18 protein-coding genes and 1 riboswitch are annotated in these 20,050 nt (G+C 73.6%); of the genes, 10 read left to right on the top strand and 8 right to left on the bottom strand.

Annotation, left to right across the window (positions count from 1 at the left end):
- The first annotated feature begins 182 nt into the window (after nt 1-182).
- Nucleotides 183-271: riboswitch (ZMP/ZTP riboswitch) on the top strand.
- Nucleotides 272-416: 145 nt separating this feature from the next.
- From glyA to ACE1OA_RS13695, 3 genes are all read left to right on the top strand, one after another.
- Nucleotides 417-1,703, top strand: coding sequence for a serine hydroxymethyltransferase (gene glyA / locus ACE1OA_RS13705; RefSeq protein ID WP_432752844.1), 1,287 nt, complete (start codon nt 417-419; stop codon nt 1,701-1,703).
- Between the two features lie 246 nt (nt 1,704-1,949).
- Nucleotides 1,950-2,963 (top strand): tryptophan--tRNA ligase, encoded by a 1,014-nt coding sequence (gene trpS / locus ACE1OA_RS13700; protein WP_356599454.1) that lies wholly within the window; start codon nt 1,950-1,952, stop codon nt 2,961-2,963.
- 116 nt (nt 2,964-3,079) lie between these two features.
- Complete coding sequence (locus tag ACE1OA_RS13695; protein WP_356780591.1) at nt 3,080-3,670, top strand: 2'-5' RNA ligase family protein; 591 nt, start codon at nt 3,080-3,082, stop codon at nt 3,668-3,670.
- A 14-nt stretch (nt 3,671-3,684) separates the two neighbouring features.
- On the opposite strand, the gene ACE1OA_RS13690 is transcribed toward ACE1OA_RS13695, so the two are convergent.
- Entirely contained in the window at nt 3,685-4,440 is a 756-nt protein-coding gene (locus tag ACE1OA_RS13690; RefSeq protein WP_432752843.1) for a decaprenylphospho-beta-D-erythro-pentofuranosid-2-ulose 2-reductase, read from the bottom strand.
- Between the two features lie 22 nt (nt 4,441-4,462).
- Entirely contained in the window at nt 4,463-5,887 is a 1,425-nt protein-coding gene (locus ACE1OA_RS13685; RefSeq protein WP_432752842.1) for an FAD-binding protein, read from the bottom strand.
- 159 nt (nt 5,888-6,046) lie between these two features.
- On the opposite strand from ACE1OA_RS13685, the gene ACE1OA_RS13680 reads away from it, so the two are divergent.
- From ACE1OA_RS13680 to ACE1OA_RS13670, 3 genes are all read left to right on the top strand, one after another.
- Nucleotides 6,047-6,601, top strand: coding sequence for a phosphatase PAP2 family protein (locus ACE1OA_RS13680; protein ID WP_432752841.1), 555 nt, complete (start codon nt 6,047-6,049; stop codon nt 6,599-6,601).
- Nucleotides 6,594-7,556 (top strand): decaprenyl-phosphate phosphoribosyltransferase, encoded by a 963-nt coding sequence (locus ACE1OA_RS13675; RefSeq protein ID WP_384868251.1) that lies wholly within the window; start codon nt 6,594-6,596, stop codon nt 7,554-7,556. The genes ACE1OA_RS13680 and ACE1OA_RS13675 overlap by 8 nt, the downstream gene beginning before the upstream one ends.
- 169 nt (nt 7,557-7,725) lie before the next feature.
- On the top strand, nt 7,726-8,628 hold the full coding sequence (locus ACE1OA_RS13670) for a YihY/virulence factor BrkB family protein (RefSeq protein WP_356599444.1): 903 nt from the start codon (nt 7,726-7,728) through the stop codon (nt 8,626-8,628).
- Here ACE1OA_RS13670 and ACE1OA_RS13665 read toward each other — a convergent pair.
- The gene (locus ACE1OA_RS13665; RefSeq protein ID WP_356599442.1) at nt 8,558-9,826 is read right to left on the bottom strand and encodes a D-alanyl-D-alanine carboxypeptidase family protein; all 1,269 of its coding nucleotides are present in this window, start codon (nt 9,824-9,826) and stop codon (nt 8,558-8,560) included. The genes ACE1OA_RS13670 and ACE1OA_RS13665 overlap by 71 nt on opposite strands.
- Before the next feature lie 109 nt (nt 9,827-9,935).
- Between ACE1OA_RS13665 and ACE1OA_RS13660 the strand changes: the two genes are divergently transcribed.
- The 3 genes from ACE1OA_RS13660 (at nt 9,936) to ACE1OA_RS13650 (ending at nt 13,464) form a co-directional block, all read left to right on the top strand.
- Complete coding sequence (locus ACE1OA_RS13660) at nt 9,936-10,181, top strand: SCO4848 family membrane protein (RefSeq protein ID WP_356599440.1); 246 nt, start codon at nt 9,936-9,938, stop codon at nt 10,179-10,181.
- 12 nt (nt 10,182-10,193) lie between these two features.
- A complete protein-coding gene (locus tag ACE1OA_RS13655; protein WP_432752840.1) occupies nt 10,194-11,714 on the top strand; it encodes a metallophosphoesterase in 1,521 nt (506 codons plus the stop codon).
- Nucleotides 11,715-11,907: 193 nt separating this feature from the next.
- On the top strand, nt 11,908-13,464 hold the full coding sequence (locus tag ACE1OA_RS13650; RefSeq protein WP_356599436.1) for an ABC transporter substrate-binding protein: 1,557 nt from the start codon (nt 11,908-11,910) through the stop codon (nt 13,462-13,464).
- A 141-nt stretch (nt 13,465-13,605) separates the two neighbouring features.
- Here ACE1OA_RS13650 and ACE1OA_RS13645 read toward each other — a convergent pair whose 3' ends face one another.
- The 3 genes from ACE1OA_RS13645 to ACE1OA_RS13635 are packed head-to-tail and all read right to left on the bottom strand — an operon-like array spanning nt 13,606 to nt 15,309.
- Entirely contained in the window at nt 13,606-14,421 is an 816-nt protein-coding gene (locus ACE1OA_RS13645) for a TetR/AcrR family transcriptional regulator (protein WP_356599434.1), read from the bottom strand.
- A gap of 11 nt (nt 14,422-14,432) precedes the next feature.
- The gene (locus ACE1OA_RS13640; RefSeq protein ID WP_356599432.1) at nt 14,433-14,864 is read right to left on the bottom strand and encodes a thiol-disulfide oxidoreductase DCC family protein; all 432 of its coding nucleotides are present in this window, start codon (nt 14,862-14,864) and stop codon (nt 14,433-14,435) included.
- Nucleotides 14,865-14,871: 7 nt separating this feature from the next.
- The gene (locus ACE1OA_RS13635; RefSeq protein ID WP_147980858.1) at nt 14,872-15,309 is read right to left on the bottom strand and encodes a hypothetical protein; all 438 of its coding nucleotides are present in this window, start codon (nt 15,307-15,309) and stop codon (nt 14,872-14,874) included.
- A gap of 135 nt (nt 15,310-15,444) precedes the next feature.
- Between ACE1OA_RS13635 and ACE1OA_RS13630 the strand changes: the two genes are divergently transcribed.
- Nucleotides 15,445-16,266, top strand: coding sequence for an alpha/beta fold hydrolase (locus ACE1OA_RS13630; RefSeq protein ID WP_432752839.1), 822 nt, complete (start codon nt 15,445-15,447; stop codon nt 16,264-16,266).
- Here ACE1OA_RS13630 and ACE1OA_RS13625 read toward each other — a convergent pair.
- Together ACE1OA_RS13625 and ACE1OA_RS13620 are read right to left on the bottom strand one after the other, a co-directional pair.
- Entirely contained in the window at nt 16,238-18,721 is a 2,484-nt protein-coding gene (locus tag ACE1OA_RS13625) for a DUF4132 domain-containing protein (protein ID WP_432752838.1), read from the bottom strand. The genes ACE1OA_RS13630 and ACE1OA_RS13625 overlap by 29 nt on opposite strands.
- A gap of 45 nt (nt 18,722-18,766) precedes the next feature.
- The gene (locus ACE1OA_RS13620; protein ID WP_356599425.1) at nt 18,767-20,008 is read right to left on the bottom strand and encodes an MFS transporter; all 1,242 of its coding nucleotides are present in this window, start codon (nt 20,006-20,008) and stop codon (nt 18,767-18,769) included.
- Between the last annotated feature and the right edge of the window lie 42 nt (nt 20,009-20,050).

Raw genomic sequence — 20,050 nt, 5'->3', positions numbered from 1 at the left:
GCGCCAGCCGGGTCATGTCCGGGTGATCTTCCCGGGCCCGCGACGACGGCCGCGGCGTCTCGCGGCGTGGTCGGAGTTGCCCGGGTACGCCCGGTACGAGGACGACCCTCCGCCGTGCGCTGCACCGCATCCGACGCCGCGGGCCGATCCTCGGAGATCGCCCGGACAGCCCGTAGTCTGAGAACACGCGCGGCGACTGGCGTACGGGGAAGCGACCCCGGGGGAGCCGCGCGCGGCTGTACACGCGATGCCGCCCGCCTGGGCATCACGGGACCGACAAGTCCCCGTGTGGATGCCGCCCGCCTCCCGCCTTCGGCGGGTGAGCCCTCGTCCGCAGCACGGGACCCGATCCGTCCCGTGTCGTGCGCCCCGCCGGGGCCGCGCCCGGGACCCGCCGAACGCCCGGAGGAACCGCCGTGACGATCCCGAACGCCGAGCAGCTTCCCGTCCGCCACCCGGCCCTGGCCGCCACCGACCCCGAACTCGCCGCGCTCGTCGGCGCCGAGGAGCGGCTGCAGGCCGAGACCCTGCGCCTGATCCCCAGTGAGAACTACGTCTCGACGGCGGTGCTCGAAGCCTCGGGCACCGTCCTGCAGAACAAGTACAGCGAGGGGTACCCCGGCCGCCGCTACTACGAGGGCCAGCAGAACATCGACCTGGTCGAGACCCTCGCCGTCGAGCGCGCCAAGGCCGTCTTCGGCGTGGAGCACGCCAACGTCCAGCCCTACTCGGGCTCCCCGGCCAACCTCGCCGTCCATCTGGCCTTCGCCGAGCCCGGCGACACCGTGATGGGCATGGCCCTGCCGATGGGCGGCCACCTCACGCACGGCTGGGGCGTCTCGGCGACCGGCCGGTGGTTCCGCGGCGTGCAGTACGGCGTCCGCCCGGACACCGGGCTCGTCGACCTCGACCAGGTCCGCGAACTCGCCCTGAAGGAACGCCCGAAGGTGATCTTCTGCGGGGGGACGGCGCTGCCCCGCACGATCGACTTCGCCGCCTTCGGCGAGATCGCCCGCGAGGCCGGGGCCGTGCTCGTCGCCGACATCGCCCACATCGCCGGCCTCGTCGCCGGCGGCGCCCACCCCTCACCTGTGCCGCACGTGGACGTGATCTCCACGACCACCCACAAGACCCTGCGCGGCCCGCGCGGCGCCATGCTGATGTCACGCGACGAGCACGCCAAGGTCCTCGACAGGGCCGTCTTCCCCGGTCTCCAGGGCGGCCCGCACAACCAGACCACCGCCGCGATCGCCGTCGCCCTGCGCGAGGCGGGCCGGCCCTCCTTCCGCGACTACGCCCACGCGGTCGTCGCCAACGCCCGGGCGCTGGCCGAGGCGCTCCTCGCCCGCGGCTTCGACCTGGTCTCCGGCGGCACCGACAACCACCTGATCCTGATCGACCTCACGCCGAAGGACGTCCCGGGCAGGATCGCCGCCAAGGCCCTGGACCGGGCCGGGATCGTCGTCAACCACAACACCGTCCCCTACGACACCCGGAAGCCCTTCGACCCCTCCGGCATCCGGATCGGTACGCCGTCGCTCACCTCGCGCGGCCTGGGCACCGCGCACATGGCCCAGGTCGCCGACTGGATCGACCGGGCCGTCAAGGCGGCGGGCGCCGGGGACGAGGACACCCTCCTCGCGGTCCGGGCCGAGGTCGCCGAACTGATGTCGGCCTTCCCCGCGCCGGGCCTGCCGGTCTGAGGGCCGGCCCTGGAGGTGTCCCGGCCGGGGGCGTCCCCGGCCGGGACCCGGCGGGGCGCACTGTGTTCCTCGTCTCATCGGCCGCGCCTCCCGGCCGTCACGGCAGGGCGGCGCTGCCCCGGCCCGGACCGGCCGGGCGGGCCGCAGACCCCCGAGAACGCCGGCCGCACCACGTCTCCGGGGTCCTCGCCCCTCTGGTACACCGGCAGTCCGGGATCGGGTCCCACACCTGAGAGAATGGTGAGCATGGCCTCTGACAGTCCCCGTGTGCTCTCCGGAATCCAGCCCACCGCAGGCTCGTTCCACCTCGGCAACTACCTCGGCGCCGTCCGCCAGTGGGTCGCCCTGCAGGAGACCCACGACGCCTTCTACATGGTCGTCGACCTGCACGCGATCACGGTTCCGCAGGACCCCGCCGAGCTGCGGGCGAACACCCGGCTCGCCGCCGCCCAGCTGCTCGCCGCCGGACTCGACCCCGAGCGCTGCACGCTGTTCGTCCAGAGCCACGTCCCCGAGCACGCGCAGCTCGGCTGGGTCATGAACTGCCTCACCGGCTTCGGCGAGGCGTCCCGCATGACCCAGTTCAAGGACAAGTCGGCCAAGCAGGGTGCCGACCGGGCCACCGTCGGCCTCTTCACGTACCCGATCCTGCAGGTCGCCGACATCCTGCTGTACCAGGCCAACGAGGTGCCGGTCGGCGAGGACCAGCGGCAGCACATCGAGCTGACCCGCGACCTCGCGGAGCGGTTCAACGGCCGCTTCGGCGAGACGTTCACGATCCCGTCGCCGTACATCCTCAAGGAGACGGCGAAGATCTACGACCTGCAGGACCCGACGATCAAGATGAGCAAGTCGGCGTCGACGCCCAAGGGCCTGATCAACCTGCTCGACGACCCGAAGACCACGGGCAAGAAGGTCAAGAGCGCGGTCACCGACACCGACACGGTCATCCGCTTCGACCCCGAGAACAAGCCGGGCGTCTCCAACCTGCTCTCCATCCTGTCCACCCTCACGGGGACCTCCGTCGCCGCGCTGGAACAGTCGTACGAGGGCAAGATGTACGGCGCGCTGAAGACGGACCTGGCCGAGGTCATGGTGGACTTCGTCACGCCCTTCCGGACCCGGACGCAGGAATACCTGGACGACCCGGAGACGCTGGACTCTCTCCTGGCCAAGGGAGCCGAGAAGGCCCGCGCGGTCGCCGCGGAGACCCTGGCGCAGACGTACGAGCGGGTGGGGTTCCTGCCCGCGAAGCACTGACCGAGGACCGGTCGAAGGCCGGGTCCGAGGACCCTGGCCACAGGGGTGGTGCAGGCCGCACACTGGCGGCTGCACCACCATCCGACACCCGCAGCTCGACGACGGAGGAGAACGACGTGGGGACCGTAACGCTCGGCGTTTCGATCGCGGTCCCGGAGCCCTACGGCAGCCTGCTCCAGGAGCGGCGCGCCGGCTTCGGGGATCCGGCCGCGCACGGCATCCCCACGCACGTGACCCTGGTCCCGCCGACCGCGGTGGACGCGGAGCGCCTCCCGCTGATCGAGGCGCACCTCGCCGCCGTCGCCGCCGACTGCACCCCCTTCGCCATGCGGCTGCGCGGTACCGGAACGTTCCGCCCGCTGTCCCCGGTGGTCTTCGTCAAGCTCACCCAGGGCGTCTCCGGCTGCAACGCGCTGCAGCAGCGGATCCGGGACGAGGCCGGGCCGCTGGTGCGCGAGCTCCAGTTCCCGTACCACCCGCACGTCACCGTCGCCCACGGCATCTCCGAGGAGGCGATGGACCGGGCGTTCCAGGAGCTGTCCGGCTACGAGGCCGCCTGGACCTGCCGCTCCTTCGCGCTCTACGAGCAGGGCGCGGACGCGGTGTGGCGCAAGCTGCACGCGTACGAGTTCGGCCGGGGCCGCCCGGTCGCCGGCGTCCCGGTCCAAGGCTCCCCGGTCGACACCCCGACGCCCGCGGCGGGCTGACCCCCCTCCGCCCGTCACACCGGCAGCCGCCGGAACACCGCCCTCGGCACGTGCCGCAGCGCGGACATCACCACCCGCAGCGTGCCCGGCACCCACACGGTCTCCGTCCTGCGCCGCAGACCGAGCTCGATCGCCGTCGCGACCGCCTCCGGGGTGGTCGCGAGCGGCGCCTCGTCGAGCCCCTCGGTCATCCTCGACCGGACGAAGCCGGGCCGTACGACCATCACGTGCACCCCGGTCCCGTGCATCGCGTCCCCGAGTCCCTGCGCGAAGGCGTCGAGCCCGGCCTTGGACGAGCCGTAGATGAAGTTCGCGCGCCGGGCCCGTTCGCCGGCCACCGACGAGAGCACCACCAGCGAGCCGTGACCCTGGGCCTGCAGGGCCTGCGCGCAGACCAGGCCGGCGGAGACCGCGCCCGTGTAGTTGGTCTGGGCGACCCGGACGGCGGCCGTCGGATCGGCCTCGTCGTGGGCCTGGTCGCCCAGGATCCCGAAGGCGAGCAGCACCAGGTCGATGTCGCCCTCCGCGAAGATCTTCCCGAGCCGTTCGGCGTGCGAGGCGGTGTCCAGCGCGTCGAAGGGCACGGTGTGCACGTCCGCGCCGAGCCGGCGCAGCGAGTCGGCCGAGGCCGTGAGCGCGGGGGAGGGGCGTCCGGCCAGCCAGACCGTACGGACCCGGCGGGTGATCAGCCGGCGGGCGGTGGCGAGACCGATCTCGGAGGTGCCGCCGAGGAGGAGCAGGGACTGCGGGATGCCGAAGGCGTCCTTCATGGAGGGTCTCCTTGGTGCGGGATCACAGCGCCAGACGGCGCGCGAGGTCCGAGGTGAAGACGGAACGCGGGTCGAGGGCCGCCCGCAGCGCCCGGAAGTCGGCGAGCCGCGGGTACATCGCCTGCAGCACGTCCGGCCGCAGCCGGGAGTCCTTCGCGAGGTAGACCCGGCCGCCGGCCTGCGCCACCTCCTCGTCCAGTTCGTCGAGGAACGCGCCGAGCCCCGAGATGCCGGCCGGGATGTCGAGCGCGAGCGTCCAGCCGGGCATGGGGAAGGACAGCCAGCCGGGGTCGCCCTCCCCGAAGCGCTTGAGGACGGCGAGGAACGAGGGGCAGCCGCGGCGCGCGATCCGCCGCACGATCCGGCGCAGGGTCTCCTCGTGGCCGTGGCCGACCACGAACTGGTACTGGACGAAGCCGCCCCGGCCGTAGACGCGGTTCCAGTGCGGGACGCCGTCCAGCGGGTGGAAGAAGGCGGGGATCCGCTGGAGCTCGCCGGTGCGCCGACTCGGGGCCCGGCGGTACCAGAGCTCGTTGAAGAGGCCGACGGTGGTGCGCCCGAGGAGCCCCTCGGGCAGGAACGCGGGCGCGGCGGGCAGCCGTCCCGGGCGGAAGGCGAGGGGCGCGCGGCGGGCCCGGCGGGGGAGCGCGTCGTACGGGGCGTGGTCCCCGCGGGTCAGCACGGAGCGGCCGGTCGCGGGGCCGCGGGCGAGCAGGTCGATCCAGGCGACGGAGTAGCGGTAGCGGTGGTCGCCGGTGGTGAGCCGGGCCAGCAGGTCGTCGAGGTCGTGGGCGCGTTCGGTGTCGACCAGGACGAGCGACGTCTCGACGGGGAGCAGGCGCAGGGTGGCGGAGAGGATCACCCCGGTCAGGCCCATGCCGCCCGCGGTGGCGTCGAAGAGGTCGGTGCCGGGCAGGACGGTGCGGATCCGTCCGTCGGCGGTGAGGAGGTCGAGCGAGGCCACGTGGCGGGCGAAGGAGCCCGAGACGTGGTGGTTCTTGCCGTGGATGTCGGCGCCGATGGCGCCGCCGACGGTGACGTACCGGGTGCCCGGCGTCACGGGCACGAACCAGCCGAGCGGCAGCAGCACCTCCATCAGGCGGTGCAGGCTCACTCCGGCGTCGCAGACGACGACTCCGGCGTCGGCGTCCACGGCGCGGATGCGGTCCAGGCCGGTCATGTCGAGGACGGAGCCGCCGGCGTTCTGCGCGGCGTCGCCGTAGGCCCGGCCGAGGCCCCGGGCGATGGAGCCGCGGGCGCCGCAGGAGCGGACCGCCTCGGTGGCCTCCTCGGGCGTGCGGGGACGGTGCACGCGCGCGAGGGTCGGCGCGGTGCGGCCCCAGCCCGTGAGGGGTTCGTCGGGCTCGTCGGGGATGGTGACGGGTGCGACGGCGGTGGGGGGTGCGACGGCGGCGATACGGGGCTCGACGTCGGTCTCGGCGGCCATGGAGGCGACCGTATCGCCCTACCTGTCTGCTTTGCCGGGATTGCCGTTCGGCTCGTCGAAATGGGTGATTAAAGGAGTGTCAGGAAAGATTGCCGTGCGGTCGGCGGCCCGCCGGGCCAGAGTCGCCCCGGGTCGACCGAGAACCGGGGAGGCGAGCCCATGCGATACGGGGACTGGACCCGCGCCGATCAGCGGCTGCTGGTCCTGCTGCGGGGCTGCGGGCGAAGGCCGTCGGTGGCCGCGCTCGCCCGCGCCATGTCCTTCGGCGGCGAACACGGCGCCGTGTGGCTCGCGGCCGGACTGGCCGGCGCGGCCGTGGACCCGGCGCGGCGAACCGGATGGCTGCGAGCCACGGCCCTCGTCGGCGCGGCCCATCTGGCCAGCATGGGCGTCAAGCGGGTGGTGCGCCGACCGCGGCCCGGTGCCGACCGGTTCGCGCCCCTGGTCCGTACGGCCGGCCGGCACTCCTTCCCCAGCTCCCACGCGAGCTCCGCCGCGGCCGCGGCCGTCGTCTTCGGCGCCCTGCACCCGGCGGCCCACCGGCTCGCCGCCCCGGCGGCCACGGCGATGTGCCTCTCCCGCCTGGTCGTCGGCGTCCACTACCCGACGGACGTCGCGGCGGGCGCCGCCCTGGGCGCGGCCACCGCCACCCTCGGCCGCCGCTGGCTGCGCGCCGAGCCCGCCCGCACCGGTGGGGGCGGCGTCCGTGGCTGAGCGCGCGGGAACCGCACTGCTGGACAAGCCCGGTGTCGCGCGGCAGCGGCAACGGCCCCCGAGACGGACCGGGTTGGCACTCGTGGGGGGACTCGTACGGACCGCACGCCCCCGCCAGTGGGTGAAGAACGTCCTCGTCGTCGCCGCGCCCGCGGCCGCCGGACAGCTCGTGTCCTGGCACTCGGCCACCCGGCTCGCCCTGGTCTTCGCCCTGTTCACGGCCTCCGCCTCCGCCGTCTACCTCGTCAACGACGCCCGCGACGCCGCCGCGGACCGCGCCCACCCCGTGAAGCGCCGCCGGCCGGTCGCCGCCGGACTCGTGCCCGTGCCGCTCGCCTACGCGGCGGGCACGCTCCTCGGCCTGGGTGCCGCCCTCGCGAGCGCGGTCCTGTGCAACCCCATGACGGCCGTCCTCCTCATCGCCTACCTCGCCATGCAGGTCGCGTACTGCGTGCGCCTCAAGCACGTCCTGGTGGTCGACCTCGCGGTCGTCACCACCGGATTCCTGATGCGGGCCATGATCGGCGGAGTCGCGCTCGGCATCCCGCTGTCGCGCTGGTTCCTGATCACCACCGGCTTCGGCGCGCTCTTCATGGTCGCCGCCAAGCGGTACTCCGAGGCCGTCCAGCCGGAGGGCGCGGGGGGCGCGACCCGGGCCCTGCTCACCCAGTACACGACCGGCTACCTGCGCTTCGTGTGGCAGCTGGCCGCGGGCGTGGCGGTCCTCGGCTACTGCCTGTGGGCGCTGGAGAGCGGCGGCGTCGCCGACGGCGCACTGCTGCCCTGGCGCCAGCTCTCGATGGTCGCCTTCATCCTCGCCGTGCTGCGCTACGCCGTCTTCGCCGACCGCGGCGCCGCCGGCGCCCCGGAGGACGTCGTCCTGCGCGACCGGCCGCTCGCGGTCATCGGCCTGGTGTGGGCGGCGATGTACGGGATGGCGGTCACCGACCTGTGAGCCGCCTGCCCGCCCTGGGACTCCGGCCGGCCCTCGGGTTCGCCTCCGCGCGCTCCGACACCCTGTCAGGACGCGGTGCCGGCAGGGCGGTCGCCACCCGTCCGAGGTTCCGAGGAACCCGGACCCTCGCCTTCCGCTCAAACGACGGTTCAAGGGGTACGCGTACGACATGGACTGGCTGACCAAGCTCCCCGTCATCGGCCCCTGGGTCACCAGGCTCATGCGGACGCATGCCTGGCGTTCCTACGAGACCCTCGACGAGGCCCACTGGACCCGGCTCGCCGCCGCCATCACCTTCATCAGCTTCGTCGCGCTCTTCCCGCTGATCACGGTGGCCGCGGCCGTCGGCGCCGCCCTGCTCAGCACCGAGCAGCTCGACAAGATCCAGGACAAGGTCGCCGAGCAGGTCCCGGGTATCTCCGACCAGCTGAACATCGACGGTCTCGTGGCCAACGCGGGCACCATCGGTCTGGTGGCCGGCGCCCTGCTGCTGGTCACCGGCGTCGGCTGGATCGGCTCGATGCGGGAGTGCCTGCGCGCGGTGTGGGGGCTCGACGACCTGGAAGGCAACCCCGTCGCGCGCAAGGGCAAGGACGCGATCGTGCTGCTCGGGCTCGGAGCCGTCGGGCTCTGCTCGCTCGCCGCGTCCTGGCTCGGCTCCACCGCCGTCGACTGGAGCGCGGACCGGCTGGGCATCTCGCACGGCGGGGCCGGCGGGATCCTGCTCCAGGCCGCGGCCGTCGCCGTGGCCGCGCTCGCCGACTTCCTCATGCTGCTGTACCTGCTGACGCTGCTGCCGGGCGTCCATCCCCCGCGCCGCCGCCTGGTGGTGGCGGCGGTGATCGGCGCCATCGGGTTCGAGCTGCTGAAACTGCTCCTGGGCGGCTACATGCGCGGCGTCGCGGCGAAGTCGATGTACGGGGCGTTCGGCGTTCCGGTCGCCCTGCTCCTGTGGATCAACTTCACCGCGAAGCTGCTGCTGTTCTGCGCCTCCTGGACCGCTACGGGTTCACGCTCTCGTCCCGCGACTGACGACGACGCACCAGCTCCGGCAGCGGCCAGCGGCGATTGACGAGGAAGGCCGCGCCCGCGAGCAGCACCAGGACCCCGCCGGCCACGCCGAGCGCGACCCCGACCCCGCCCGACTTCTCCTGGGCGACGGTCTGGGCGGTGCCCGGGTCAGGTGCGTTCTTGCCGGGGGCGGGCGCCGTCCCGTCCGAGCCGGCGCCGGCGTCCCCGCCCGTCCCGGTGCCGGCCGACTTCGGCGGCACCAGCTCGCCGACCGGGGTCACCTTGCCGGAGGCCGCGAAGCCCCAGTCGAGGAGCCGGGCGGTCTCCTTGTAGACCGCGTGCTGCTCCTTGGACGACGGGTTCATCACCGTCACGAGCAGCACTTTGCCGTTGCGTTCCGCGACGCCTGTGAACGTGGCGCCGGCATGCGTGGTGTTGCCGTTCTTGACGCCGGCGATGCCCTGGTAGGGCGCGACGCCGAAGTCGCCGGTGAGCAGCCGGTTGGTGTTCTGGATCTCGAAGGTCTCGCGCTTCTTCCCCGGCTTCAGCTCGCCGGGGAAGGCGGCGCGGGCCGTGGAGCAGTACTCCCGGAAGTCCGCCTTCTGCATGCCGCTGCGGGCGATCAGGGTGAGGTCGTACGCGGAGGAGACCTGGCGGGGGGCGTCGTAGCCGTCCGGGGAGACGGCGTACGTGTCGAGCGCCTGGAGTTCGGCGGCGTGGTCGTTCATGTCCGCCACGGTCTTCGGGATGCCGCCGTTCATGGCGGACAGCACCCGCACGGCGTCGTTGCCCGAGCGAAGGAAGACGCCGAGCCAGAGGTCGTGCGCCGTGTAGGTCTGCTTCTCCTTGACGCCGACGAGGCTGGAGCCGGCACCGAGGTCCTTGAGGTCCTCGGGGGTGACGGTGTGGTTCGTCGTCTTCGGGAACTTCGGCAGGACCGTGTCCGCGAAGAGCATCTTGAGGGTGGAGGCGGGCGGGAGGCGCCAGTGGGAGTTGTGCGCCGCCAGGATGTCGCCGGTCTCCGCGTCCGCGACGATCCAGGACCGGCCGCTCAGCTCCTTGGGCAGGACCGGGGCGCCCGGGCCGAGCTGGACCTGGGTACCGGGCCGCCCGAGCAGGGAGCCGCCGACGGTGGACATGACGGCGGGCGGCTTGGGCTGCTGCTCCTCTTTGTCGTCCGCGTGCGCAGGGGAGGCGACGAGGACGGGGAGCAGTGCGGCAGTGGTGACCGCCCAAGCGGTCTTCTTTGAAGCAGACACGGTCGAGAACGTACAGGTACCGATCAGCGAACCGAACCCCGCCAGGCTGTTCGTCCGGGGTCGTCCACCCGGACGCGGGGTCTGCGGGGCGCCTGGTGATACTGGGGGCATGAAGCTCAGCCGGCCGGTCTCCTGGTTCCTGCTCGCGTTCGGGGTGTGGTCTTGGTTCATCTGGATCACTTTCGCTAAGAACCTCTGGAACGACGGGAGCGGTCTCGCCTTCGACGACGCGGGCGACCCGACGGCCTACTTCTGGGTTCATCTGCTGCTCGCCATCACGTCCTTTGTCCTGGGGACGGTGGTCGGCGTGATCGGGTTGCGTGGGGTGCGCGCATTGCGCCGCGCACACGGATAGGAGTCACGGCGCGTGCTGGTCTTCCTGCTGGTGCTCATCGTGGTGCTCGCCCTGCTGGGCGGCGTCCACTGGTACGTGTGGCGGCGCCTGGTGCGCGATGTGACGGTGCGCGGGAGCGTGGCGCGCCGCCTGGGTACGGCCGCGGCCTTCGTGCTGCCGCTGCTCTCGCTCGCCGCCCTGGTCTCCGCGCGGGCCGGGGCCCCCTTCGTGCTCCAGCAGGCGGTGGCCTGGCCCGGCTTCCTGTGGCTGGCTCTGCTGCTGTACCTGACGCTGGCCCTCGTCGTCGGTGAGGCCGTCCGCCCGCTGCTGCGCCGCGTGCTGGACAGTCGCGCGGCGTCCGCCGAGGCCGCGCGCACGGCCGCGGCGGGCCCCGCGGCCGAGGCGCCCGGCGCGACCGGGGCCGGCCCGGCCGCGCCCTCCGGGAGCGGCGGGAAGCCCGTCTCCCCGGCTCCCGCCGACCGGCGCGGTGCCGTGCCGGGCACGGCTGCCGTGCCGGCCGACGGCAACCTCCTCACGGACCACCCCGACGCCCCGTCGGCGGGCGGCGGGGCCTCCGCCCGTGACGTGTCCGACGGCCCGTCGTCCGCGCCTGCCGGGGCGGACGCGGACGGCCGTTCCCCCGCTGCCGCCGACGCGCCCGGCGGCCCCGGCACGCCCGACGTCCCGGCCGGCGGCACCGAGGAGTCCCCGGCCGGCGCCACGGCCGTGTCGCGGCGGCTGTTCGTGTCGCGGGTCGTCGGCGGGGCGGCGGCCGCGGCCGCCGTCGGGACCGTGGGCCTCGGGACGTACGGCGTGCTCCGCGGGCCGCGGGTGAAGCGGGTGGTCGTGCCGCTGGCCAAGCTGCCGCGCGCCGCCCACGGCTACCGGATCGCCGTCGTCTCCGACATCCACCTCGGGCCGATCCTCGGGCGCGCCCACACCCAGCGCATCGTCGACTCCATCAACGCCGCCCAGCCCGACCTCGTCGCCGTCGTCGGCGACCTCGTCGACGGCAGCGTGGAGAACCTCGGACCGGCCGCCGAGCCGCTCGCCCGGCTCACCGCCCGCCACGGCTCCTTCTTCGTCACCGGCAACCACGAGTACTTCTCGGGTGCGGACGCCTGGGTCGACCACGTCCGCGAACTCGGGCTGCACCCCCTGCGCAACCAGCGCGTCGAGATCGCTGCCGGCTTCGACCTCGCAGGCGTCGACGACGTCGCCGGCGAGAGCGAGGGCCAGGGGCCCGACTTCGGGCGCGCCCTCGGCGACCGGGACCGCGCGCGGGCGGCGGTCCTGCTCGCGCACCAGCCGATCGTGATCCACGACGCCGTCCGCCACGGCGTCGACCTCCAGCTCTCCGGTCACACCCACGGCGGGCAGCTCTGGCCCGGAAACCACATCGCCGAGCTGGCCAATCCGACCGTGGCCGGTCTGGAGCGGTACGGGGACACCCAGCTCTACGTCTCCCGGGGCGCCGGCGCCTGGGGACCCCCCGTCCGCGTGGGGGCGCCCTCCGACATCACCCTCGTCCAGCTCGCATCGACGCAGACGTAGCGGAACGTGTCACTCAACGCACAGAGGCCGATACATGCTGCTCAGTCCCCTGAAGTCCCATATCCCGGACATATACCTGCGGTGTGAAGGTTTACTCTTCCACTTGTGAATTGCGTGTGATTGGGTGACGCCATCGCGGCATGGCCAGGGTGCCGCCGCGGCAGGGGTGGGCTCTAAAAAAGGAAGCACGGCGATGCGGTCGAAGGTCCGTCTACGGATCCTCATCACTTGTGGAGTTCTCGTGGCCGCCGGGGTCGGAGGTTGGCAGCTGCTGCCGTCCGACGACGTCCGGACCGACCCGATCACCGTCGGCACGACCGACGAAGTGACCTCCCTCGACCCGGCCGGCGCGTACGACGCCGGCTCATGGGCGATGTACAGCAACGTCTACCAGTCGCTGCTGACCTTCAAGCCGGGCTTCACCACGCCGGTCCCGGACGCCGCCGACAACTGCAAGTTCGTGGGCGCGAAGCTGACCACGTACCAGTGCAAGCTGCGGGACGACCTCACGTTCTCCAACGGGCGCAAGGTCACGGCCGAGGACGTCAAGTACTCCTTCGAGCGGATGCTCGCCATCAAGGCGGACGTCGGTCCGGCCCCGCTCTTCCCGACCCTGAAGAACGTCGTGGCCGACGGCCAGACCGTCACGTTCAACCTCGGCGGCCGGGACGCGACCTTCCCGCTGAAGCTCGCCACGGGCGCCGGCTCGATCGTCGACCGCAACCAGTACCCGGCGAAGCAGCTGCGCCAGGGCAACGCGGTCGACGGCTCGGGGCCGTACGTGCTCAAGGAGTTCAAGCCCGGCGAGAGCGCCCGGCTGGAGCCCAACCCGAACTACCGCGGTGCGATCGCCAGGAAGGGCTCCGCGGTCGTCGTCAAGTACTTCACCGAGTCCGAGCAGCTCGCCTCCGCGTGGAACACCAAGCAGGTCGACGTCACGCACCGGCAGATGCCTCCGGAGTTCCTGTCCCAGCTGGGCAGCGGCAAGGAGACCGCGCGGATCACCGAGGCGCAGACCGCCGAGATCCGCAACCTCTACTTCAACGTGAAGTCCGGCTCCCCGATGGCGAAGAAGGCGGTCCGGCAGGCCGTCGCCGCCGTCATCGACCGCCCGGCGATCGTCACCGGTGCCTACCACGGCACGGTCGAGCCGCTGTACTCGCTCATCCCCCAGGGCTTCAACGGGCACAGCACGTCGTTCTACGACCTCTACCCCGAGCCGTCCCGGGCGAAGGCCGTGAGCCTCCTCGCGAAGGCCGACGTCGAGACGCCGGTGTCCTTCACGCTGGGCTACCGCAAGGACGCCACCTACGGCGCCGAGGCGGCCGAGCTGAAGCGGCAGCTGGAGAAGACCGGGCTCTTCAAGGTCAAGCTCGTGGCGGCGGAGTGGAAGGACTTCCAGAAGGCGTACGCGAAGGGCGACTACGACGCGTACCCGGTCGGCTGGCTCCCCGACTTCCCCGACTCCGACAGCTTCACCGCTCCGCTCGTCGGCACGGACAACGCCATGCACAACGGGTTCGCGAGCCGGAAGATCGACTCGCTGATCTTCGCCACGCAGCAGTACAGCGACCGTGCCGCCGCCGCCAGTGACTTCGAGGCGATCCAGTCGGAGGTCGCCACCGACGTCCCGCTGGTGCCGCTGTGGCAGAAGAAGGACTACGTGCTGGCGACGGACGACGTGGCCGGTTCGCAGTACCTCACCGACGGCACCGGCATCTGGCGCCTGTGGGAGCTCGGCTGGATCTGAGCCGCCCGCCTTCCCGGCCACCGTGCCGGGGAAGGCGCTCCGGACGCTCCGAGGGGCCCGGTCCGTGCATCGCACGGACCGGGCCCCTCGCCGTTCGCGGGGGCATTCCGCCCCGATGCCCGCCGGGGACGCCCCGCGGGCCTACTCCTCCGGCTGCCGCGCCTTCCTCGACGCCCTGGGCGCCTTCTCCGACTTGGGCTCGGGCATGCCCGAGGCCGCCATTCCCGCCGCCGTCGGCATGAAGTCGGCGAGCAGGTCGTGGGTCTCCCGCACCAGCGGGCGCAGCAGCCGGAAACGGGAGAGCTGGATCGCCCGCGCGGTGACCGGGGCCAGCCGGTCCACCAGCCGCCGGCTGTTGGCGCAGCCCTCGGAGCGGTCGTACACCCAGAACAGCACCAGGCCCATCTGCTGGAGCCAGAGCAACTGCGGCAGCGGCTCCGCGAGTTCGGGATCGATCTTCACCGAGGCGCCCGAGATCACGCGGCGGTGGACCTCGATGGCGGCCTCGCGCGGACCCTCGGACTCGGGGGAGAAGGGGCTGAGCGGGCTGTCCGGGTCGGCGGCGTTCTTGAAGAACTGGGCCGCGAACTCGTGGTACGGCTCGGCGATGTCGAGCCAGCCGAGGAGGACCCCGCGGATACGGGCCGTGAGGTCCTTCTCGTCGCTGTCGAGGATGTCCGCGACGGCCGCCTGGTGCTCCTCGGCGATCCGGTCGTAGAAGCCCTGGACGAGGTGTTCCTTGGACGAGAAGTAGTAGTACGCGTTCCCGACCGAGACCCCGGCCTCCTGGGCGATCGCCCGCATCGTCGTCTTGTCGTAGCCGCGGTCCTTGAAGAGCCGGAGGGCGGTCTCGAGGATGAGGGTGCGGGTCTGCTCGCTCTTGGGCTGCTTGGCCGGGGCCTTGGCCGGACCGGTCGCGGCGGGCTCGGCGGGCTGCTCTTCCTTCACGTCCTTCACAGTGCCCGAGCCTAGCCGGGTGTGCCCGGTGTCTCGCACCGTCCGTCCTCACAGGCCGGTCCGTGGGCCCTGACCGCCTCGCGCCAGCGGGCGGCGGCGAGGACCGTGGCGCGGGCGAGGGGCTGCCCGGCCGGGGTTGCCAGCCAGTGGGCGCGGGGCCGGTGCTCGGCCAGGGCCCAGAGGCAGACGATCCAGGCGGCGGCGCCGCGGTAGACCTGTCCCCGGTCCCCGATCACGGTGATCTCCCGCAGGGTGGAGGCGTGGTCGAGGTCCGGGAAGCGGCGCCGGGCCTCCTGGGAGGAGGCCGGCACCAGGTCGAGCGGGACGAGCTGCCGCTGGCGCGTCAGCCAGTGCCGCAGGTGGACGCAGAGCGAGCACTGGGCGTCGTACAGCACCGTGAGGCGGTGTACGGGGGTGGTCGGCCGGACGGCGGGCGTCGTCACGGCCGCCTCACGCCCCGGCGCCCGGCGCGGGCGGGGCCCAGGGACCCTTGGCCGGCGCGGTCCAGCCCTGCGGCGGCACCGGCGGGATCTGCTCGCGCTCCATGACACCCCGGCGGCGGATCTTGTTGAGGACGTAGACGTTGCCGAGGTGCATCACGCCGAGGACCAGGAGGACCACGCCGAGCTTGACCGACAGGGCCTCGAAGAGGGCCCGGGCGTCGAGGACGGCGTCGTCCTGGCTCAGGTAGAGGGCCACGAAGCCGAAGTTGACCAGGTAGAAGCCGACCACCAGGAGGTGGTTGACGGCGTCGGCGAGCTTCTCGTTCCCGTGCAGGACGTCTGCCAGGAAGATCTTTCCGTTGCGGCTGAGCGTGCGGGCGACCCAGACGGTCAGGGCCACGCTGATCAGCAGGTAGACGATGTAGGCGACGACAGTGAGGTCCATGCCCCACCCTCCCTTGAACATGTTCAAAAGCTGGCGATCCTGACTGTAGGGCTTCGACTGAACATGTTCAAGTCCTGTGTCGGGGGTCCGGAAAACCGCGGGCGGCCGCCGGGCCCGCCGCCTACAGTCGTCCGGATGACGCTCCTTCACGACGTGGCCGGCGACGGCCCCTCCGCAGTCGTCCTGCTCCACTCCGGGGTCTGTGACCGGCGCATGTGGGACGGGCAGTTCGCGCGCCTGGCGGAAGCCGGCCACCGGGTGGTGCGCTGCGACCTCCGCGGGTTCGGCGAGTCCCCGGTCGACGCGCCCCACCACCACGGCGAGGACGTCCTGGCCCTCCTCGACGCGCTCGGCATCGAGCGCGCGGCGTTCGTCGGTTCGTCCTTCGGCGGCCGGGTCGCCCTGGACCTCGCCGCCCGTCACCCCCGGCGCGTCTCCGCGCTCGCGCTCCTGTGCGCCGGCATGCCCGGGCACGAGCCGAGCGCGGACCTGCGGGCCTGGGGCGGACGGGAGGACGCGCTCCTGGAGAGCGGTGACATCGACGGCGCCGTCGCGCTCAACGTCGACACCTGGCTGGGCCCGGAGGCCGGGACCGAGACCCGCGAGCGGGTGCGGGAGATGCAGCGGCGTGCCTTCGACCTCCAGCTCGCCGCGCCCGACGCGTACTTCCCGGACGGTCCGGAGGCCGACGCCGCCGCCCTGGCCCGCGTCGACGTGCCGTGCCTGGTCGTCTCCGGCGCCCACGACGTGGCCGACTTCCGGCAGATCGCCGTCCGGCTCGCCGGCCTGCTGCCGCGCGCCCGGCACGTCGAGCTGGACTGGGCCGGCCATCTCCCCGCCCTGGAGCGCCCGGAGGAGACGGCCGCGCTGCTCGCCGCCTTCCTGGCCGCTCCGGCGGGGGCGCGGCCGCCCTACATGACGGAGGGGTTCACAGCCCCCGGCGTATCTGGTCGGTGATCGTCCGGTCGGTGATCCCCGTGTCCGCGGCGAGCAGGAACGCCTTCGACAGGATCACCGACAGCGGTCCGCCGTCCTCCTCGAACGGCAGGAACACCTTGTCGTGGCCGCCCGCCGCGCCCCGGTCGGCCACGATGCACAGATAGGCGTCCTCCGGCTCCATCAGGACGTTGCCCGAGCCCAGATGGATCCGGTACGCGCGCAGTTCGCCCCGGACCCGGAGGAAGCGGTCGGTCAGCTCCACCCGGTCCGCGATCCGGGTGCGGGGCAGCAGCCGCGCCAGGGTCTCCCGCCGGATCCGTGCCGACTCCGTGAGCTCCCCGAACGACCAGCTCTCCCAGTACCCGTCGTACGCCCGCTCCTCGCCGCGGTCCCGCCACCGCGGATCGGCGCCGATCGACGCCACCGCGGTGAACAGGTCGACGTCCCGCAGCGCCTCGGACAGCACGAGCCGGGGCACGTCGGGCAGCGCGGCCCGCTCCCAGGCGCCCCGGCCCGCCGCGGCACGGCGCTCGAAGCGGACCTGGTCGGTCGAGCACAGCCGGGCGACGCCGTCGCCCCGCGCGCCCTCGTCGACCAGCTCGACGGAGAACCGGGCCCGCCAGTGGGCGCCCTCGGCCGCCGGGAGCCCGCCGGGCCGGGGCAGTTCCCGGACCATCTCGGAGGAGTACCCCTCCCCGAAGTACCCCAGGTGGTTCCCCCGCCAGCCCCGCTCCGTCATCAGCGCCCGCGCCTGGCCGTAGCGCAGGACGTGCCCGGCGAACCGGTTGGAGTAGGCGCCCGTCGCCACCTCGGCCGGGGTGAGCGGATAGACCTCCCGGAACACCTGCTTGAACGGCTGGCGCAGTTCGCGCCCGGTCAGTTCGTCCCGCCACTCGGACACGTCCTCGCCCGCGGCGCGGACCGGATGCCACAGCCGCAGCCGCGAGCCGGGCCCCACCGGGGTGGCCGTGCCGCCCGCCCCGGCCAGCGCCCAGCCGCCGCCGGTGCGTTCCACGAGCCCCGCGCTCCAGGGCTCGCCGTCCGCGGCGACCTCCCAGAGCAGGGCGCGGGCGACGGCGCCGGTGACCGGGTGGTCGACGCAGTACCGTTCCCAGTCCTCCGCGGCCCAGGTGGTGCCGGCCGCCAGGTGCTCCTCCAGCCGGGTGCGCTCGGCGGTCAGCTCGGCCCGCAGCCCCTTCAGGGCCGCCCGGAGCGGCGCCAGCCGCTCGCCGTGCTCGTCCCGGACCGTCCTGGGCGGGGACTTCAGGACCCGGCCGCCGGGGCCGAGGAACGACAGCACGGCCGTGCCCGGCTCCCGTACCGACAGCACCGCGGTGTAGGCGCCGAGCTGCTCCTCGCGCATCCCGCGCCCGTCCAGGCCGTGCGTCGGCACGCCCCGCTCCCGCAGCATCGACGGGGTGAGGCCGGAGCGTGCCGCGACGGCCTCCAGGGCCGTGGCGATCCCCTTGAGCACCGTCCGGTTGCGGACCTGCTTCGGCAGCCGGCCGAGCCACTGCACGGCCTGCTCGCCGGCCCGCCCCTCGCAGGCGCCGAGGACGGCGACGGCGGTGGTGGCCAGCGGCTGGTTGCGGCACATGCCTCCGGAGCCTCCGATGCCCGTCCCCGCGTGCAGCGCGATCGCGCCGGCCAGCGGGACGGCCCGGTCGGCGTCCGCGTCCAGGGCCGCCCACAGCAGTCCGCGGACCAGGCAGGTGTTGGTGTCGCCCGCGATGCCCGTGAGGCTCATCCCCCAGGGGTTCAGGTCGGACACCCGGTGCTCGGGCTGGACGGCGATCCCCTCCAGCAGCCGACGCACCAGCTCCGGGCCGGACTCGGTCCGCGCCAGGAGGACGGCGGCCGTCCTCCGCCAGGCCCGGGTGGCCCGGGGCCGGTCCATGAGCACGCAGTGCCCGAGGAAGGCGGCCACACCCTCGCCGTCGAGCAGGTCCGCGTGCGCGGACCGCATCGCCGGGCCGAACGCGTCGAGGGAGTCCAGCAGATGGCGCGGCAGCCTGCCGTCGACGAGCGGCACCTCGCGGGCCAGCAGGGCGGCCAGCCGGTCGCGGACCGGCCGGTGGGCGTCACCCTGGTACGTGACGAGGTCCGTCGCGCACCGGTGCAGCGCGCGCAGCCGTGCCCGGTCGGGTTCCTCGGACTGTTCCGCCGCCGACAGGGCGATCGGCACCAGGGCGAGGAAGCCCTCGCGCAGCTCGTGGGGGGCGACGGCGGCGTCCGGGCCCACCAGCCGGGCGAGCAGCACATCCGACTCGGCCGTGGACCAGCCGAGCCGCTGCCCGGCCAGTTCCGTCAGGACCGCCGCGGCGTCCCGGTCCCCCCGCCGGCAGATCCTCGCCTGCAGCAGCAGCGCGCACTCCCGCCGCCCCGCCGCGTCCAGGGAGTCCACCAGCTCCCCGGCTCGCCCGTCGCGCACGGCCTCGTCCAGCCTGTTCGCCAGGCCCGTCGTCCCCACCATGGGTACGAAGGTAGGCGACGGCGCCGACAACGTCCGCGCGCGGGTTCAGCGTTCGGTGCCGAACCGCCGGACGCCGGGTACCAGCGCCGTGCCCAGGCAGCAGCCGCTCACGGCCACCGCGGCGACGACGAGCGGGACCTCCGGGCCCCAGGCCGAGGCGGCGAGCGGTGCCAGGACGTAGCCGAGCGGCATGGCGGCGAGCGAGAGGAGCCAGTCGTAGGACGTCACCCGGGCCAGGGCGTGGGCGGGCACGGCCTGCTGGACGGCGGTCTCCCAGACGGGGGAGAGGAATCCGAGGCCGGCCTGGGCGACCCCGTAGGAGGCGATCGTCAGCGGGGCGGGCGCGGAGGCGGCGAGCAGCACCAGCGGCAGCGCGTAGACGGCGAGGCCGAGGTTGGCGGTGAGGACGGGCCGCCGGGGGCGGGCGCGGTGGGCCAGCAGCGAGCCGGCCAGCAGCCCGATCGCGCCGGCCTGGAGGAAGGCCACCCAGGTGCCCCGGCCGCCGGGCTGGGAGAGGGCGAGGGCCGGGCCGAGGGTCATCAGGACGGCCGCGGCGCCGTTCCAGGCGCTGTGCCCGACGAGGCTGGTCCAGTACCAGTCGCGGGTGCGGACCTCCCGCCATCCCTCCTTGAGGTCGGCGCGCAGCGAGCGGCGGGGGATCGGGACGCGCCGGACGCGTACGGCCGACAGCAGGGCGGCGCTCGCGGCGAAGGTGGCCGCGTCCAGGACGAAGGCCCAGCCGGGTCCGACGGTCAGGATCAGCGCGCCGGCGAGGGCGGGGCCGCCGAGGCGGGTGGCGCTGCGGGCGATGCCCATCGCGGCGTTGGCCCGCCGGAGGGCCCCGGGCGCGACGGTCCCCGTCACCAGGGGCGCGCCGGTCGGCATGGCGAAGGCGCCGGCCGCGCCGCCGACGAACTCGACGGTGGCGATGAGCCACAGGGTGGGTTCGCCGCCGAGCAGCTGGATTCCGACGAGGAGCTGGGTGGCGCAGCGGACGAGGTCCGTGGTGAGGGCGATCGTCCGGGCGTCGAAGCGGTCGCCCACGACACCGCCCAGGGGCAGCAGGAGCAGCTTGGGGACCATCGCGCAGGCCAGCACGAGGGCGAGCGCGGAGGCCGAACCGGTCGCCTCCCAGACGGCGATGGCGAGCGCCGCCGGGATGACGGAGTCGCCGAGCAGGGAGAGTGTGCGGCCGGTGAACAGCAGCCGGAAGGGGCGGGTGCGCAGGGGGTGCGGGACGGGCGCGGGCGGGGACGCGGGAGCGGTGTCGGAAGGGGCGGCAGACATGGGAGGGAAGGTATTTCGGTTCCGAATAATTCGTCAACGAAA

The organism is Streptomyces sp. JL2001 (genome assembly GCF_050917515.1).
GTDB lineage: Bacteria > Actinomycetota > Actinomycetes > Streptomycetales > Streptomycetaceae > Streptomyces.
The sequence above is the reverse complement of the archived record's forward strand: the minus strand, read 5'-3'. Positions and strand labels throughout refer to the sequence as shown.

Bases quoted from the DNA above. Each gene is read 5' to 3' on its own strand.
- trpS (WP_356599454.1), top strand. From the start codon at position 1,950: ATGGCCTCTGACAGTCCCCGTGTGCTCTCCGGAATCCAGCCCACCGCA.
- ACE1OA_RS13690 (WP_432752843.1), bottom strand. From the start codon at position 4,440: ATGAAGGACGCCTTCGGCATCCCGCAGTCCCTGCTCCTCCTCGGCGGC.
- ACE1OA_RS13685 (WP_432752842.1), bottom strand. From the start codon at position 5,887: ATGGCCGCCGAGACCGACGTCGAGCCCCGTATCGCCGCCGTCGCACCC.
- ACE1OA_RS13680 (WP_432752841.1), top strand. From the start codon at position 6,047: ATGCGATACGGGGACTGGACCCGCGCCGATCAGCGGCTGCTGGTCCTG.
- ACE1OA_RS13670 (WP_356599444.1), top strand. From the start codon at position 7,726: ATGGACTGGCTGACCAAGCTCCCCGTCATCGGCCCCTGGGTCACCAGG.
- ACE1OA_RS13660 (WP_356599440.1), top strand. From the start codon at position 9,936: ATGAAGCTCAGCCGGCCGGTCTCCTGGTTCCTGCTCGCGTTCGGGGTG.
- ACE1OA_RS13650 (WP_356599436.1), top strand. From the start codon at position 11,908: ATGCGGTCGAAGGTCCGTCTACGGATCCTCATCACTTGTGGAGTTCTC.
- ACE1OA_RS13635 (WP_147980858.1), bottom strand. From the start codon at position 15,309: ATGGACCTCACTGTCGTCGCCTACATCGTCTACCTGCTGATCAGCGTG.
- ACE1OA_RS13630 (WP_432752839.1), top strand. From the start codon at position 15,445: ATGACGCTCCTTCACGACGTGGCCGGCGACGGCCCCTCCGCAGTCGTC.
- ACE1OA_RS13625 (WP_432752838.1), bottom strand. From the start codon at position 18,721: ATGGTGGGGACGACGGGCCTGGCGAACAGGCTGGACGAGGCCGTGCGC.
- ACE1OA_RS13620 (WP_356599425.1), bottom strand. From the start codon at position 20,008: ATGTCTGCCGCCCCTTCCGACACCGCTCCCGCGTCCCCGCCCGCGCCC.